The following is a 16,130-nucleotide window of genomic DNA, read 5'->3' on the forward strand; positions in this document are numbered from 1 at the left end:
TTAGCTCTTTTTCTAATAAGGAAAAAAGTAAAACTTTTCTTAAAATAAGAAATACGTACAAACATCTTATAATAAATGATAAGATAGAATGATGAGAACAATTGTACCCCTTTTGAGAGATTGAGTGAAAATGACTTCTGAATAGAAACGTTTTTTGATACAATGAGGTACAGTCATAATGAGGTGAAGAAATGATTGAGTTTATTAAAGGGTTTGTTGATGATATAACCCCTGAGCACATTGTTATTGATCATCATGGATTAGGATATCAAATTCATGCCCCGAATCCTTACAGCTATACGAAAAGCCGTAAAGAGGAAGTTGTTGTTTATACATATCAACATGTGAGAGAAGATATATTAGCTTTATACGGATTTCCATCAAGGGAAGAAAAGGCGTTATTTATGAAGCTCTTAAATGTGACGGGAATTGGGCCAAAAGGTGCTTTAGCGATACTTGCATCAGGTAATCCTTCACAGGTAATAGAAGCGATTGAAAATGAAAATGATACATTTTTAGTGAAATTCCCAGGTGTTGGGAAGAAAACTGCACGTCAAATAATCTTGGATTTAAAAGGTAAATTAGGAGATGTAGCAGCTCTGTATGCACCAGATCTGTTCAACCATGAAGAGGTAGAGCAAACTGAAACAGCAAATCATGCCTTAAATGAAGCTATTGAGGCATTAAAAGTCTTAGGGTATGCAGAACGGGAAATTAAAAAGATTACCCCTTCTCTACAAGAAGAAAATCTATCAACTGATCAGTATGTAAAAAAAGCTTTGCAAAAGCTATTAAAGTAAGGTGATAACATGGACGAACGTCTTGTTTCAAGTGAAGCAGACTTACAAGAATCATCTCTTGAACAGAGTTTAAGACCTCAAACACTGAGTCAATATATCGGACAGGATAAGGTAAAAGAAAACCTAAAAGTATTTATAGAAGCTGCTAAAATGCGAAGCGAAACTCTTGATCATGTTTTGTTATATGGACCTCCTGGATTAGGAAAAACCACATTGGCAACAATTATTGCCAATGAAATGGGTGTTAATATTCGTACCACATCAGGTCCAGCGATAGAAAGACCTGGAGATTTAGCAGCTATTTTAACGGCTTTGGAACCTGGAGATGTTCTATTTATCGATGAAATTCATCGTTTACATCGATCAATCGAAGAAGTGTTGTATCCTGCAATGGAGGACTTTTGCCTAGATATTGTGATTGGAAAAGGATCGACTGCTCGATCAGTACGATTAGATCTTCCTCCGTTTACTCTCATTGGAGCAACAACAAGGGTTGGTTTATTAACAGCACCTCTTCGCGACCGATTTGGTGTATTAAGTCGACTAGAATATTATAATGAAAAACAGCTTGCCCACATCATTGAGAGAACAGCGGAAATACTAGAAATAGGGTTAGATTACGATGCTGCAGTTGAAATGGCAAGAAGATCAAGAGGAACGCCGAGGATTGCAAATCGTTTGTTAAGAAGGGTTCGAGACTTTGCTCAAGTAACAGGAGTAGAAACGATTACGAATGAATTGGCTACAGACGCTCTTGAGAGATTGCAAGTTGATAAATTAGGTCTTGATCATATTGATCACAAGCTTTTGCTTGGTATTATTGAAAAATTTCGTGGTGGTCCGGTTGGTATTGATACAATTTCGGCAACAATAGGAGAAGAATCACATACAATCGAGGATGTTTATGAACCATACTTATTACAAATAGGGTTTCTTCAACGAACACCAAGAGGAAGAATTGTAACCGACCTTGTTTACCAACATTTTAAAATGGAGGCTCCTCATCATGATTGATTTTCCTAAAGTTATAATGATCATAGGTGGAATCCTTCTTATAGTCGGATTTTTTATGCAGTTTATAGGAAAACTACCAGGAGATATTGTGTTTAAAAAAGGAAATACAACCGTATTTTTCCCGATTGTAACCTGTATTGTTATCAGTATTGTCCTTTCCTTAGTTTTTTCGTTTCTTGGACGATTTAAGTAATAAGTAGATTTAAAATATGTAAGAAGATCGATTAGAAATTAGGTGAATGTATTGAAAGTAGAGTTATTTGATTTTTATCTTCCTGAAGAATTAATTGCACAAGTACCATTAAAAGAAAGAGATGCGTCAAGATTAATGGTTCTTCAAAAAGAGACCGGAGACATTCAACATGAAACATTTAAGTCTATTGTTGATTATATTAATCCAGGTGATTGTCTTGTTCTTAACAACACAAGAGTCATGCCAGCCCGACTTTTTGGAGTTAAGGAGGATACAGGAGCAAGTATCGAAATTCTGTTGTTAAAGCAACAAGAAGATGATGTATGGGAAACGCTAGTAAAGCCTGCAAAAAGAGTGAAAGAAGGAACAGTTATCACATTTGGAGCAGGAAATTTAAAAGCAACCTGTGTTGGATCAAGTGAACATGGTGGTCGTTTGCTACGATTTGACTATGAAGGAATTTTTTACGAAGTTCTAGATGCGCTTGGCGAAATGCCATTACCACCATATATTAAAGAGCAACTCGATGACCGTGAAAGATATCAAACTGTTTTTTCACGAGAAATCGGCTCTGCAGCTGCTCCAACAGCAGGCTTGCATTTTACTGAGGAGATTCTTGATGAGCTCAAAAATAAAGGTGTGCATATTGCGTTTATCACTTTGCATGTAGGGTTAGGAACTTTCCGTCCCGTTAGTGCTGAAACAGTAGAAGAGCATGAAATGCATGCTGAATTTTATCAAGTAACAGATGGAACGGCTGCTCTTTTAAATGAAGTTCGCTCAAATGGCGGAAGAATTATCTCTGTTGGTACGACTTCAACTAGAACACTTGAGACCATCGCTTCTAAACACAATGGCAAGTTTGCTAGTGAAAATGGTTGGACAAATATATTTATTTATCCTGGCTACGAGTTTAAAGGGATTGATGGCATGATTACAAATTTCCACCTGCCGAAATCTTCATTAATTATGCTTGTTAGTGCGTTAGCAACACGAGACCATGTTATGCATGCATATGAGACTGCTGTAAAGGAAAAATATCGATTTTTCAGCTTTGGAGATGCTATGCTGATTATCTAATATTGTCCCTTTACTCAAAGGACAAACAGAGCGTTACATTTAAGGAGGAAATAGGGTGTCAACTTCACCAATTCGTTACGAACTTATTAAAACATGTAAACAAACAGGAGCAAGATTAGGAAAGGTACACACCCCGCACGGCAGCTTTGAAACACCGGTGTTTATGCCAGTAGGAACACTTGCGACTGTCAAAACAATGTCTCCTGAAGAATTAAAGGAAATGGGAGCAGGAATTATCTTAAGTAATACATATCATTTGTGGCTCCGTCCAGGAAACGAGATTGTAAAAGAAGCTGGAGGGCTTCATAAATTTATGAATTGGGATCGCGCCATCTTAACAGATTCAGGTGGATTCCAAGTATTCAGTTTAAGTGAATTCCGTAAAATTGAAGAAGAGGGTGTACACTTCAGAAATCATTTGAACGGTGACAAGCTGTTTTTATCTCCTGAAAAAGCGATGCACATTCAAAATGATTTAGGTTCTGATATAATGATGGCATTTGATGAATGTCCACCGTATCCAGCTGAATATGATTATATGAAAAAGTCAGTTGAACGAACAACTCGTTGGGCTGAACGCTGCCTTAAAGCTCACAATAGACCAAATGATCAAGGATTGTTTGGAATCATTCAAGGTGGGGAATATGAGGAATTACGAAAGCTAAGTGCAAAAGATTTAGTTTCTATGGATTTTCCGGGCTATGCGGTTGGTGGATTATCTGTTGGAGAGCCTAAAGATGTGATGAATCGGGTACTAGAATTTACAACGCCATTAATGCCTTCAAACAAGCCTCGTTATTTAATGGGTGTAGGATCTCCTGACTCATTAATTGATGGAGCGATCCGCGGTATTGATATGTTTGACTGTGTTTTACCAACTCGAATTGCGCGAAACGGTACATTGATGACGAGTGAAGGTCGATTAGTCGTGAAAAATGCAAAATTTGCAAAAGACTTTGGTCCACTGGATGAAAACTGTGACTGTTACACATGTCGTAATTTTTCTCGTGCATACATTCGACATCTTATTAAAAGTGATGAAACGTTCGGCTTAAGATTAACATCTTATCATAATCTTTATTTTCTGGTAAACTTAATGGAGAAAGTTAGACAAGCAATCCGTGAAGATCGTTTAGGCGATTTCCGCGATGAATTCTTTGAAACATATGGTTTTAATAAACCAAATGCTAAAAACTTTTAATACAGGCTTGAAAGGGGTGAAATAAATGGAAATGTTAGGAACAGTTTTACCGTTAGTATTGATGTTCGCGATTTTTTACTTCTTGCTAATTCGTCCGCAGCAAAAGCAACAAAAAGCTGTACGTGAAATGCAAAACAGTCTACAAAAGGGTGACAAAATTGTGACGATCGGAGGATTACATGGTATCCTTGATTCAGTTGACGAAAACAAAATCGTCCTAAAAGTAGGAGATGGCACTCGTTTAACATTCGATCGTAAATCAGTACGTGAAGTTATCAAAGACTAAATAGTACATAATAAAAAAAACAGGGTATAAATATAACCCTGTTTTTTATTTTGCTGCTCTTGATGAAGACACGTTAACCCCAAAGATTCCACCAAGCATCGCTACTAATAAAAATCCCCCATGATACATAAGTTCTTCCATTGTAAAAATTTCCCCATAGCCCAGAAATTTAAACAATAAAATAATGAGTGAGAAAAGCAGGGCGGTAATCCCTCCGATTAGCCAGCCTTTTTCCTTGCCATTTCCTCCGGCAACAAAGCCACCAATAAATAAGGCTAAAATCGACAAACCTAAAAGCACCCATGTAATTGATGATTCTGTTAAATCGGTAAACTTTAATAATAAAGAAAATACTAGGCTTGTGGCTAACGCCATAACAAAGATGGTGATAAGACCATAAAGGATTGCTTTACCCCATTGTTTTGTTTCCACAAAGCATCCCCCTTTCCCTCTAGACAAGTCCCGAGCTTGTTGTGAGCTCGTCTTATTAAAGAATATTCATAGAATAAAAAAATAGACTATAAATATTTTAGTGGACTTGCATCATATGATGGTAAAGAGGACTTGCATATAGATTTAAAAAATCCTTTTACTTATTATTGAGTACTATTCATTCGATAGATAACACCATATTATCCGGCTGCTTTTGAGTGGTGTTTACTATCAAGGAGGATAAATAATGCTTACCACTTTAACAGTTATCATCTTTCTCATTACTTATTTTGTTATTATGACGGAAAAAATTGATCGTGCTTTAGCGGCTGGTTTGGGTGGAGTCGCTATGCTTATTGTTGGAATTTACGATATAAACAAGGCATTTCTTACGTACATAGATTGGAATACAATTTCGCTGTTATTCGCGATGATGCTGATTGTCATTATTACAAGTCAAACAGGTGTATTTGAGTTTGTAGCTATTATCATGGCTAAATTTGTAAAAGGGAGGCCTATTCCACTTCTTATTGTTATCTCTACGTTAACAGCTGTTGGATCAGCTTTTCTTGCTAATGTGACGATGGTGCTTCTACTTGTTCCAATCATCCTTACAATCGTGCGTATGTTAGATATACCAGCCATTCCTTATTTAATTACAATCATTATTGCTTCAAATATTGGTGGAACAGCCACACTAATTGGAGATCCTCCGAATATCATGATTGGTCAAGCAGTTGAGCATTTAACGTTCAATGCTTTTATTACTCATTTAAGTCCCATCGTGCTGATTATTTATGCAGTGGTTCTAATTTACTTAATCGCAATTTATTGGCCAAAGCTTCAGGTTGATACGATTGATCAAAAAAAGCTAGCGTCGATTAAGGCGAGTAACTATTTAAAACTAACACCAGCGTTACCAAAGTCCATTTTTGTTTTACTTTTAACTATTGCTGGCTTTGTCTTAAATCCCATTTTACACATTGATCTGACGAGTATTGCGTTAGCAGGGGCATTATTGTTATTGTTGCTTACCCACGATGAATACAAGCCTGATGAGGTTTTTAAACAAGTGGAATGGGGAACATTGTTTTTCTTCGTCGGATTATTTATGTTAATTGGCGGGCTCGAAGAAGTAGGGGTTATTGATGAGCTTGCACGGGGAATGGTGTTTTACACAGAAGGTGATTTACCTAAAACATCAATGCTTATTTTATGGATGACAGGTATTTTATCCGGTTTTGTTGATAATATTCCTTTTGTCGCGGCAATGATTCCGATGATTATCGAGTTTAAAGATTACGGAATGACCAATTTAGATCCTTTATGGTGGTCATTGGCTTTAGGAGCTTGTTTAGGAGGAAACGGGACATTATTAGGTGCAAGCTCTAATTTAGTTGTTGCAGGACTTGCAGCAAAGGAAAAAGAGCATATCAATTTTATCGAATTTCTTAAAGTTGGTTTTCCAATCGTTATTATCTCACTTGGTATCTCCTCTGTTTACGTTTATTTTCGATATCTTCTAAACTTTACGATGTAGATGAAATGTTTACATAAAAGTTACGTTATCGTTCAAAATAAGTGTTAAGCAATTAGATAAAAGGAGGCCATGAAAAGTGGAATATTACATCACGATCTTGGCTCGTACTTTATTTCTATACTTTCTCATTGTTCTTATTTTTAGATTAATGGGCAAGAGAGAAATTGGTGAGTTGAGCATATTGGACTTAGTGGTCTTTATCATGATTGCAGAAATGGCAGTTACAGCAATTGAGGACCCGAGTGATCCACTGATACATACAGCTATTCCTATGCTTATTTTGATGACGCTGCAGATTTCATTGGCATATCTATCACTTAAAAATCAAAAGATTAGGCATATTTTAGATGGAAAGCCAACCATTATTATTAATCGTGGAAAAGTAGATGAACACGCCATGAGAACACAAAGATATAACTTTGATGATTTAATGACACAGCTTCGTGACAAAAATATAAACAATGTTGCTGACGTCGAGTTTGCGATTTTGGAACCTACCGGGAAACTCTCTGTCATTGAAAAACAGAAAAAAAATAAAAAGCAACCAGAGCTTCAGCTTCCTCTAATTGTTGATGGAACCATTCAAGATGAGAATCTACACACGATTAATAAAAATACCTTATGGTTAAGGCAGCAGCTTCGTAAACTAGGTTATAAAGATACAAAGCAAATTTCGTTATGCACATATGGAAAAGGGATTTTTTTCATTGATTTGAAGGATGAAGATAAAAATTAATGTAGGTGGGGGTCGCATCGACTTTCATCTTTTTTTATGTGAAAGAAAAAAGCAATTGAGCATCACTCAATTGCATGGAATAGAAAAAAATTATTTTGCTGGTATTAGTCGAGCCAGAAAATGACCTACAAATGGAATGCGTTGTATTTCGTCTTTTTCTACAAGTTTTAACACTAAAAGTAAGAAGCAATAGATTAGTGATGTAACGGTTAAAGATGTAATTAACCTTAATATGATTGTGAATTCCGAAACGACATTTTCATAAAATAAATATCCTGTCACACCGGCAATGACCATGGTCATTCCACTCTTAATATAGTCCTTAACATGAATTGTAAATGGAACAACCTTTAAGACTGTTGCAAAATGTAAAAGAGTAACAAGCATTATACCTATAACAATGGCCAAAGCAGCACCCATAATACCGAGAGATGGTCTTGTTGCTAATACGAAGATAAGAGCTGTTTTGACAGCTGAACCTATTAAACTATTAATCATAGCAGCTTTTGCTAAGTCTAAAGCTTGTAGCACAGCCTGTAAAGGTCCTTGGAAATAATGAAAAATAAAAAATGGTGCCATCACTTGAACGAAGATGGCAGATTTACTGCTGCCATACATGATGCTCATTAAAGGTTCTGAAAAAACATATAACACAACACATGCCAGTCCACCACTTACAAGTGACAGTCTTAAAGCTTGCTGCAAGCGATGTTCAACGAGCTTTAGCTGATTGTTAGCCATTGCTTCACTTATTGCAGGAACAAGGGAGGTAGACAAAGAATATGTAATGAATGAAGGCAGCATCAGCAAAGGTATTGCATATCCTGTAAGACCTCCATATTGTTTTGTAGCAACAGCTGTGGCAACTCCTGCTATAGCAAGGCTGTTTGCAACAACAATTGGTTCAAAGAACCATGAAAGTGATCCTATAAAGCGACTTCCTGTTGTTGGGAGTGCGATCCCCATTAATTGATTAAATGTTTCTTTTCCGTTTTTGACGGATTTAAAGAACTTTCTTCGAATTCTTATTTTCTTTTTCACTTTAAACATGGCTGCCAAGTAGATAAGTGAAACCAATTCTCCAACAACAGCTGAAATCATTGCGCCAGCTGCGGCATATTCAATTCCGTATGGTAAAAAGGCACTTGTACATATCGCAACTAAGGAAATACGAACAACTTGCTCTAATACTTGGGAAATGGCAGCAGGTCGCATATTTTGCCGTCCTTGGAAATAGCCACGGATAACAGAAGAAATTGCCACGATTGGAACTACGGGGGCAATTGCTAGCAATGGCCAATATGTTCGTTGATCAGTAAATACATGCTCAGATAAAAATGGTGCGAGAAGCATCATAGCCGGTGTGAAAATGATACTTAACGTTCCGGTTATTGATAACGAAACAACAAGTATTTTCTTTACTTTACGAGCATCACCTTTTGCTTCCGCTTCTGCAACAAGCTTTGAAATGGCAACAGGTAATCCAAGTTGTGTAATGGTAATAGCTAAAACAAGGGTTGGGACAGCCATGTTATATAAACCAACCCCCTCTTCTCCGATAAAACGGGCAACAACTATTCGGTTAATAAATCCTAATACACGGGTTATAAATCCTGCCAAGATTAATATGAGCGTTCCTTTTAGAAACGTTTGCTTTGACATTTCTCTCCCTGCCTTCTCAAATAACGTGGAATCATATACAATTACTATATGCGTCGGAATAGGCCAAGCATGACAAGTTATATCGGATTGTGTGGTACTTCCTTTACATAGCCCTTAAAATGTCTCGTAAAAGGAGTGTATAAATGATGAATAAGCAGCCAATTGATGAATTCCGTCATCATGTGAAACCAGCGATTAAGAGCAAATTAGAAGAATTTATGATTCTAGGTTATGAGGATGTTTCTGAAGAAAAGCTTTGGTCATTTCTGAAAACAAAAAAATGGAAAAAAACACCTGAACTTTATGTACATGAGGTTGTGCGTGATATTCTGGCACTAAAAATTGGAGATTTTATGAACTATGCCACTGTTGAATCATTTAAAGGAGGAAATTGGTTCGACAGTGACGAAGGTAAAGATTTGTTAAAAGGTTTGATTTAACATTGATTCTACATCTTTTAAAAGCGTATAATTTGATGGGGAATGTTAACCTTGTAAAATAAACAAAGCCTGCATTTTTAGTAATTTATTATCGGCTTTATATCATTCGTTTTGTGGAAATTAAGGAGGATACATAATGGTTAAGCGCGGACGCATAATTGCGTTTTTTCTACTTGTCCTAGTAGTAGGTAGTATTATTGGCCTGAATACAAATAGGGCAACAAGCAACATTATTTTGGGACTAGATTTGCAGGGAGGCTTCGAAATTTTATATGAAGTTGAACCAGCAAACAAAGGGGACAAAATTACAAGGGATGTGCTTGTAAGTACAGTTAATGCTCTACAAAAGCGTGCAAATGTCCTTGGAGTAAGTGAACCGAATATTCAGATTGAAGGTGAAGATCGAATTCGTGTTCAACTTGCAGGTGTAAGTGATCAGAATAAAGCACGGGAAATTTTATCTACACAAGCTGAATTAACTTTCCGTGATTATGAAGACAAAGAGATGCTTAATGGCTCTGACTTAGTAGAAGGTGGAGCGAAGCAATCATTTGATGAGCAAGGAAAACCTAATGTTGCGATTAAGTTGAAAGATGCAACGAAGTTTAAAGAAGTAACAGAAGAAATTGTAGGAAATGCTCCTTATAATCAACTTGTTATTTGGCTTGATTATGAAGAAGGAGATTCATTCCAAGAAGAAGCGACTAAGCAAGATCCAAAATATCTTTCTGCACCAAATGTTGACCAAGTTTTTAATCAAACAGATGTTACCATAACAGGAAACTTTACAATCCAAGAAGCACAAGATTTGGCGAATTTATTAAACGCAGGCTCTCTTCCAGTAAAGTTAACAGAAATGTATTCAACATCTGTTGGAGCTCAGTTTGGTGAGCAGGCATTAGATCAAACAGTTCTGGCTGGAATTGTAGGAATAGCTATCATTTTCCTATTCATGTTATTCTTCTATCGTTTACCAGGTTTTATTGCTGTTATTACTCTTTCAACGTATATTTACTTAATTCTTCAAGTGTTCGATTGGATGAATGGTGTTTTAACATTACCAGGTATTGCTGCACTTATTCTTGGTGTCGGAATGGCGGTTGATGCAAACATTATCACATATGAACGTATTAAAGAAGAACTAAAACTCGGTCGTACCGTTCGCTCGGCCTTTAAGGCAGGAACAAGACGTTCATTTACAACGATCTTTGATGCGAATATTACCACCATTCTAGCAGGAGCTGTTCTCTTTTTCTTTGGGACAAGTTCTGTTAAAGGCTTTGCCACAATGTTAATCATTAGTATTATTGTAAGTTTCTTAACAGCTGTATTTTTATCAAGAATATTACTTGCGCTATTAGTAGAGAGCCGCTGGCTTGATAAGAAAAAAGGTTATTTTGGTGTGAAGAAGGAGCATATAATCAGTATCGAAGAAACAGATGATGATACGATTGCACCTACTCGTTTTGACAATGTAGATTTCTTAAAACATCGCAAGAAATTTTTTATGTTATCAACAATTCTTGTAATCGTAGGAATTGTCATATTAGTAGTATTCCGTTTGAATCTTGGAATTGATTTTGCTAGTGGTACACGTGTTGAGGTTCAAGCAGACAAAAGCCTAACAACACAAGAAGTAAATGATGAAATGGAAAAACTAGGTCTAGAAGCTGATGATGTTGTCTTGGCTGGTAATAACAATGAAATTGGTGTGGCTAGATTTATCGGTGTTTTAGATCAGCAAAAAATTGCTGAAGTAAAAAGCCATTTTAAAGAATTATATGGCATGGATCCAAATGTAAGTACAGTTTCTCCAACTGTTGGGAAAGAGCTTGCAAGAAATGCAATGTATGGGATATTGATCGCTTCTATAGGCATCATCATTTATGTAGCGATTCGATTTGAGTTTTATATGGCGCTTGCGTCAATTGTCGCCTTGCTTCATGACGCATTCTTTATCATTGCTTTCTTCAGTATCACCCGTTTAGAGGTTGACATTACCTTTATTGCAGCGGTTTTAACAATTGTCGGTTATTCTATAAATGATACGATTGTAACGTTTGACCGGATTAGGGAGTTATATAAGAAGAAGAAGGTTAAAACTGTTGAAGATTTAAAGTTAATTGTAAATCGCAGTTTACAGCAAACCTTTACTAGATCTGTTAATACGGTACTGACTGTTGTCATTGCTGTTGTAGCGCTAATGATCTTTGGTAGTACTTCAATTACGAATTTCTCGATTGCATTATTAGTTGGATTGGTTTCGGGTACCTATTCTTCTTTATTTATTGCTGCTCAGCTATGGCTGATTTGGAAAGGAAAGCAATTAACGAAAAAGAAGGATGTTCCTTCCCAAGTAAGTGACGAACCACAAGTATAAAAATTAAGGGTTATCTCTCTCTAATGTCATTATTTAAAGTAACCACATGGTTTACGAAATAATACAATGAGATGGGATAACCCTCATTTATTGTAAACAATTGGTTAAACTATAGGTACGAGCAAAAGAGGTGAAGATATGGGGAAAAATGATCGATTTAAGCAAGCTGAATTTGCTGCCATGATTGGAGTAGTTGGAAATATTGTACTTGCAATTATTAAAGGGGTAGTTGGTGTTATTGCTGAAAGTCGTGCGTTAGTGGCAGACGCTGTTCACTCGGCATCAGATGTTGCAGGGTCATTAGCCGTTTACATAGGTGTACGCGCTGCAAAACAGCCCCCTGATGAAGATCATCCTTATGGACATGGAAAAGCAGAGTCAATTGCTGCCATAATTGTAGCTGTTCTTTTGTTTTTAGTAGGACTTGAAATTGGTAAATCTTCCTTTGAGTCTTTTTTTGAGGAAATTCAAGCACCTAAGCCACTTGCGATATATGCAGTGATTTTGTCGATTGTCGTTAAAGAATGGATGTTTCAATATAAGTTTAGATTGGGTAAAAGAATAAAAAGTGATGCTATCATTGTAAATGCTTATGAGCATCGCTCAGATGTTTATTCTTCCATAGCTGCTTTGGCTGGTATTGGTGCAGCGATAATTGGTCAAAAGATGGGAATAGACTGGCTTGTTTATGCGGATCCTGTTGCAGGACTATTTGTAGCTGTATTGGTTATCAAGATGGCCTGGAAGCTTGGTGCTGAATCAATTCATACAACACTTGACCATGTTTTACATGATGAAGATGTTGTTGATCTTAAGGATACAGTGAGTAAAATAAGTGAGGTTAAAAAAATCGATGAGTTGCATGCCAGAGAACATGGACATTATGTTATCGTAGATATAAAAGTTTCCGTTGACCCTCACATAACAGTTGAAGAAGGGCATAACATAGGAAAGCTTGTAAAAGAAAAGCTAATGAGTGAGCATGAACACGTACAAAATGTAATGGTACATATTAACCCTTACTCACCTTAGGAGAAAGGAGGAATACAAATGAAGCGTCAATGGAGTTTAATTCTAGCCATTATTTTTGCCATCATTATTGCCATCTTTGCTGTGATAAATGTTGAGCCAGTTGAGGTTGATTATTTATTTGGAAAAGCAGAATGGCCCCTTGTACTAATTATTTTAGGTTCAGTTTTTATGGGAGGATTTATCATTGCATCAGCAGGAGTTGTTAGAATCTTAACAATCCACCGAAGATTGAAAGTTGCTGAAAAAGAAAATGCGAAATTACAAACTGAGCTAGAAACGTTAAAGGACGAAAAAGAAAAGAAGGTAACAGATCTCGATAACAAAAAGGAAGAAATGGATCATGAACCAACATCTGGTGTTTAGTAATCAAGCCTATTTACTTCTGGAATAATCCTTAAATTGAAACCCCTTGACCACTCTTGTATAATGGGATGGTTGAGGGGTGAAACTATGTTAAAGGCAAAAACAAGATGGATGGTTCAATCATCTGATGAAACCTTAATTGAAACACTTATTGATAACTTATCCATTACACCGTTAGTCGCATCTTTACTTGTAAATAGAGGCATACATTCAGTAGAAGAAGCACGCGAATTCTTGGAAACTGAAAAACAATCTTTTCATGATCCGTTTCTTCTAAAAGATATGGACAAGGCTGTCCACCGAATAAAAACGGCGATAGAACAAAATGAGCATATATTAGTTTATGGAGATTATGATGCTGATGGAGTAAGCAGTACAACTGTATTATTAACAGCTTTACGTACTCTGGGTGCAAACGTAGATTTCTATATTCCAAATCGATTTACCGAGGGTTATGGACCAAATGAAGCAGCTTTTAGACATGCACATGAAAAGGGCTTTTCTTTAATCATTACAGTTGATACAGGAATTGCAGCTGTTCATGAAGCACAAGTGGCAAAAGAATTAGGGATGGATTTGATTATTACAGACCACCATGAGCCAGGTCCGATTCTTCCAGAAGCACTTGCGATTATCCATCCAAAACAACCAGGATGTACCTATCCTTTTAAGGAGCTTGCTGGAGTTGGCGTTGCCTTTAAATTAAGTCATGCTCTGCTTGGTGATGTTCCAACTGATTTATTAGAAGTAGCAGCAATAGGAACAATCGCAGATTTAGTAGCACTTCATGATGAAAATAGATTAATAGCTAAAAAAGGTATAAACCAGTTAAAAACAACAAAACGTATTGGACTAAAAGCGTTATTAAAAATTGCCAATGTCAAGATGGATGAAATAAATGAGGATACGATAGGTTTTGCACTGGGGCCACGAATTAATGCAGTTGGTCGTTTACAATCAGCTGACCCCGCCGTGGACCTTCTCCTTTCTGAAGATGAAGAGGAAGCTTCAGTTATTGCTGAGGAAATTGATTTGCTTAACAAAGAACGTCAGAAACTTGTTAGCACAATGACAGAAGAAGCAATCGAGGAGGTAGAAACCCGTTTTCCAATCGAGGATCATCCAGTTCTTGTTATTGCTAGAGAAGGCTGGAATCCAGGTGTGGTGGGAATAGTTGCATCAAGGCTTGTAGACCGCTTTTATCGTCCAACAATTGTTTTAAGCATTGATAGAGAAAAAGGAATTGCAAAAGGGTCAGCCCGAAGTATCGTTGGCTTTGATTTGTTTGAAAATCTATCAACATGTCGCGATATTCTTCCGCATTTTGGAGGGCACCCCATGGCTGCAGGTATGACATTAAATCTGGAAGATGTTGATTCACTACGAGAAAGACTTGTTGAAAAGGCAAAAAACATATTAACAGAAAATGATTTTATACCGGTAACAAAAGTGGATGTAAGCTGTAATCTAGAAGATATTTCAGTTAATTCAATTGAAGAAATGCAACTTCTTTCACCCTTTGGTATGAATAACCCTAAACCTGTCATTCAAATAGAGAATGTTACATTGGCAAATGTTCGAAAAATTGGTTCTGAACAAAATCATTTAAAGCTGGTTTTTTCGCAAGAAGATTGTCAGCTTGATTGCGTTGGGTTTGGTATGGGGTATATCCATGATGAACTGTCACCCTCTGTTACTTTATCGGCAATTGGGGAATTATCTATTAATGAGTGGAATAATCTTCGCAAACCCCAAATCATGTTACAAGATATCAAGGTTGATGAGTGGCAGTTGTTCGATTTTAGAGGAACAAGAAATGTCGACAAGCTAGTGAGTTCAGTGACAACTTTAGAAGAGAGCATCATTGTTACTTTTGAGGAAACAACGCATGATTACGTGAAGAATTTAGGCTTCGAACAAAAAGCAATGTTAGTAAAAACAAAACAAGATGCCCTAAATCTATCTGTTAAAAATAAACATGTTATTTTAATGGATATTCCATCATCACTTGATCATTTTGATGCGCTTTTTTCTGAAGGAAAGCCAGCAAGAATTTACACAGTGTTTCAACAGGATTCAGATCACTTCTTTTCAACGATTCCAACAAGAGAACACTTTAAATGGTATTATGGATTTCTGTTAAAGAAAGGCTCTTTCAAGCTCCATGAGCGAGGTAAACAACTTGCGGCTCACAAGGGATGGACAAAAGAAACAATTGAGTTCATGTCACAGGTGTTTTTTGAACTAGAATTTGTTACAATAGAAAATGGTGTTATTTCGACAAATTCTTCAACTCGAAAACGAGATTTAACAGAATCGAAAACATATGCCCAAAAACAAATGAGATTAGAATTAGAAAAAACGTTATTATATACATCTTACATGCAGCTTAAGCAGTGGTTTGAAGAAAGATTTCCATTAGATGCGCCTGTAGGTGTATAAGGAGGACAAAGGAAAAATGGATTTAAAGCAATTCGTAACAGTCGTACCTGATTATCCGAAACCAGGAATTCAATTCAAGGATATTACAACATTAATGGATAATGGGGATGCGTATAGATATGCGACAGACCAAATTGTTGAATATGCTCGTGAAAAACAGATTGATCTTGTCGTTGGTCCTGAAGCACGCGGCTTTATTATTGGCTGCCCTGTTGCTTACTCACTTGGAGTAGGTTTTGCCCCTGTTCGTAAAGAAGGAAAATTACCTCGTGAAGTAGTTCGTGTTGAATATGGTCTTGAATATGGCAAGGATGTATTAACGATCCATAAAGATGCGATCAAGCCTGGACAACGTGTTTTAATTACAGATGATTTATTAGCAACAGGAGGAACAATTGAAGCAACCATTAAACTTGTTGAAGAGCTTGGCGGTATTGTTGCAGGGATTGCTTTCCTAATTGAGCTATCTTATTTAGATGGACGTAAATTATTAGATGGCTATGATGTATTAACATTAATGAAATTTTAA

The 16,130-nt window shown here is 36.6% G+C and carries 16 protein-coding genes; 14 read left to right on the forward strand and 2 right to left on the reverse strand.

Annotated features, from left to right (window positions below):
* Positions 1-191: 191 nt before the first annotated feature.
* Genes ruvA through yajC form a run of 6 tightly spaced genes read left to right on the forward strand, consistent with a single transcriptional unit; the run spans position 192 to position 4,574 of the window.
* A complete protein-coding gene (gene ruvA / locus ACEWK1_RS04980) occupies positions 192-800 on the forward strand; it encodes a Holliday junction branch migration protein RuvA (protein WP_121662956.1) in 609 nt (202 codons plus the stop codon).
* 9 nt (positions 801-809) lie between these two features.
* Positions 810-1,814: a Holliday junction branch migration DNA helicase RuvB gene (gene ruvB, locus ACEWK1_RS04985; protein ID WP_121662955.1), complete on the forward strand. Its 1,005-nt coding sequence runs from the start codon at positions 810-812 to the stop codon at positions 1,812-1,814.
* Positions 1,807-2,007, forward strand: a complete 201-nt coding sequence (locus ACEWK1_RS04990) for a DUF2905 domain-containing protein (RefSeq protein WP_121662954.1) — start codon at positions 1,807-1,809, stop codon at positions 2,005-2,007. The genes ruvB and ACEWK1_RS04990 overlap by 8 nt, the downstream gene beginning before the upstream one ends.
* Positions 2,008-2,058: 51 nt before the next feature.
* Complete coding sequence (gene queA, locus ACEWK1_RS04995) at positions 2,059-3,087, forward strand: tRNA preQ1(34) S-adenosylmethionine ribosyltransferase-isomerase QueA (RefSeq protein WP_212136794.1); 1,029 nt, start codon at positions 2,059-2,061, stop codon at positions 3,085-3,087.
* Between the two features lie 55 nt (positions 3,088-3,142).
* Positions 3,143-4,288, forward strand: a complete 1,146-nt coding sequence (gene tgt, locus ACEWK1_RS05000) for a tRNA guanosine(34) transglycosylase Tgt (protein ID WP_121662952.1) — start codon at positions 3,143-3,145, stop codon at positions 4,286-4,288.
* 25 nt (positions 4,289-4,313) lie between these two features.
* On the forward strand, positions 4,314-4,574 hold the full coding sequence (gene yajC, locus ACEWK1_RS05005; protein WP_098798774.1) for a preprotein translocase subunit YajC: 261 nt from the start codon (positions 4,314-4,316) through the stop codon (positions 4,572-4,574).
* 45 nt (positions 4,575-4,619) lie between these two features.
* On the opposite strand, the gene ACEWK1_RS05010 is transcribed toward yajC, so the two are convergent.
* Positions 4,620-5,006 carry a TIGR04086 family membrane protein gene (locus ACEWK1_RS05010; protein ID WP_257535876.1) on the reverse strand — a complete coding sequence of 129 codons (387 nt, stop codon included), beginning with the start codon at positions 5,004-5,006 and terminating at the stop codon, positions 4,620-4,622.
* Between the two features lie 247 nt (positions 5,007-5,253).
* Between ACEWK1_RS05010 and ACEWK1_RS05015 the strand changes: the two genes are divergently transcribed.
* Positions 5,254-6,546, forward strand: a complete 1,293-nt coding sequence (locus ACEWK1_RS05015; protein ID WP_212136792.1) for an ArsB/NhaD family transporter — start codon at positions 5,254-5,256, stop codon at positions 6,544-6,546.
* 76 nt (positions 6,547-6,622) lie between these two features.
* Positions 6,623-7,282, forward strand: coding sequence for a DUF421 domain-containing protein (locus ACEWK1_RS05020; protein ID WP_232273855.1), 660 nt, complete (start codon positions 6,623-6,625; stop codon positions 7,280-7,282).
* A 90-nt stretch (positions 7,283-7,372) separates the two neighbouring features.
* Here ACEWK1_RS05020 and spoVB read toward each other — a convergent pair whose 3' ends face one another.
* A complete protein-coding gene (gene spoVB / locus ACEWK1_RS05025; RefSeq protein ID WP_212136790.1) occupies positions 7,373-8,944 on the reverse strand; it encodes a stage V sporulation protein B in 1,572 nt (523 codons plus the stop codon).
* Positions 8,945-9,090: 146 nt separating this feature from the next.
* Here spoVB and ACEWK1_RS05030 point away from each other — a divergent pair, with 146 nt between their 5' ends.
* The 6 genes from ACEWK1_RS05030 to ACEWK1_RS05055 all read left to right on the forward strand — a co-directional run bounded on the left by ACEWK1_RS05030 (position 9,091) and on the right by ACEWK1_RS05055 (position 16,130).
* The gene (locus ACEWK1_RS05030) at positions 9,091-9,384 is read left to right on the forward strand and encodes a post-transcriptional regulator (protein WP_121665063.1); all 294 of its coding nucleotides are present in this window, start codon (positions 9,091-9,093) and stop codon (positions 9,382-9,384) included.
* Positions 9,385-9,520: 136 nt separating this feature from the next.
* Complete coding sequence (gene secDF / locus ACEWK1_RS05035; protein ID WP_212136788.1) at positions 9,521-11,764, forward strand: protein translocase subunit SecDF; 2,244 nt, start codon at positions 9,521-9,523, stop codon at positions 11,762-11,764.
* A 138-nt stretch (positions 11,765-11,902) separates the two neighbouring features.
* Positions 11,903-12,796: a cation diffusion facilitator family transporter gene (locus tag ACEWK1_RS05040; protein ID WP_121662948.1), complete on the forward strand. Its 894-nt coding sequence runs from the start codon at positions 11,903-11,905 to the stop codon at positions 12,794-12,796.
* An 18-nt stretch (positions 12,797-12,814) separates the two neighbouring features.
* A complete protein-coding gene (locus ACEWK1_RS05045) occupies positions 12,815-13,159 on the forward strand; it encodes a LapA family protein (RefSeq protein ID WP_121662947.1) in 345 nt (114 codons plus the stop codon).
* 87 nt (positions 13,160-13,246) lie between these two features.
* Positions 13,247-15,601, forward strand: coding sequence for a single-stranded-DNA-specific exonuclease RecJ (gene recJ, locus ACEWK1_RS05050; protein ID WP_212136786.1), 2,355 nt, complete (start codon positions 13,247-13,249; stop codon positions 15,599-15,601).
* Between the two features lie 16 nt (positions 15,602-15,617).
* Positions 15,618-16,130, forward strand: a complete 513-nt coding sequence (locus tag ACEWK1_RS05055) for an adenine phosphoribosyltransferase (RefSeq protein WP_121662945.1) — start codon at positions 15,618-15,620, stop codon at positions 16,128-16,130.

The sequence above is a fragment of the Metabacillus sp. YM-086 genome (assembly GCF_048059995.1).
Classification (GTDB): Bacteria; Bacillota; Bacilli; order Bacillales; family Bacillaceae; genus Metabacillus; species Metabacillus litoralis_B.

Bases quoted from the DNA above. Each gene is read 5' to 3' on its own strand.
- ruvA (WP_121662956.1), top strand. From the start codon at position 192: ATGATTGAGTTTATTAAAGGGTTTGTTGATGATATAACCCCTGAGCAC.
- ruvB (WP_121662955.1), top strand. From the start codon at position 810: ATGGACGAACGTCTTGTTTCAAGTGAAGCAGACTTACAAGAATCATCT.
- ACEWK1_RS04990 (WP_121662954.1), top strand. From the start codon at position 1,807: ATGATTGATTTTCCTAAAGTTATAATGATCATAGGTGGAATCCTTCTT.
- yajC (WP_098798774.1), top strand. From the start codon at position 4,314: ATGGAAATGTTAGGAACAGTTTTACCGTTAGTATTGATGTTCGCGATT.
- ACEWK1_RS05015 (WP_212136792.1), top strand. From the start codon at position 5,254: ATGCTTACCACTTTAACAGTTATCATCTTTCTCATTACTTATTTTGTT.
- spoVB (WP_212136790.1), bottom strand. From the start codon at position 8,944: ATGTCAAAGCAAACGTTTCTAAAAGGAACGCTCATATTAATCTTGGCA.
- ACEWK1_RS05030 (WP_121665063.1), top strand. From the start codon at position 9,091: ATGAATAAGCAGCCAATTGATGAATTCCGTCATCATGTGAAACCAGCG.
- secDF (WP_212136788.1), top strand. From the start codon at position 9,521: ATGGTTAAGCGCGGACGCATAATTGCGTTTTTTCTACTTGTCCTAGTA.
- ACEWK1_RS05040 (WP_121662948.1), top strand. From the start codon at position 11,903: ATGGGGAAAAATGATCGATTTAAGCAAGCTGAATTTGCTGCCATGATT.
- ACEWK1_RS05045 (WP_121662947.1), top strand. From the start codon at position 12,815: ATGAAGCGTCAATGGAGTTTAATTCTAGCCATTATTTTTGCCATCATT.
- recJ (WP_212136786.1), top strand. From the start codon at position 13,247: ATGTTAAAGGCAAAAACAAGATGGATGGTTCAATCATCTGATGAAACC.
- ACEWK1_RS05055 (WP_121662945.1), top strand. From the start codon at position 15,618: ATGGATTTAAAGCAATTCGTAACAGTCGTACCTGATTATCCGAAACCA.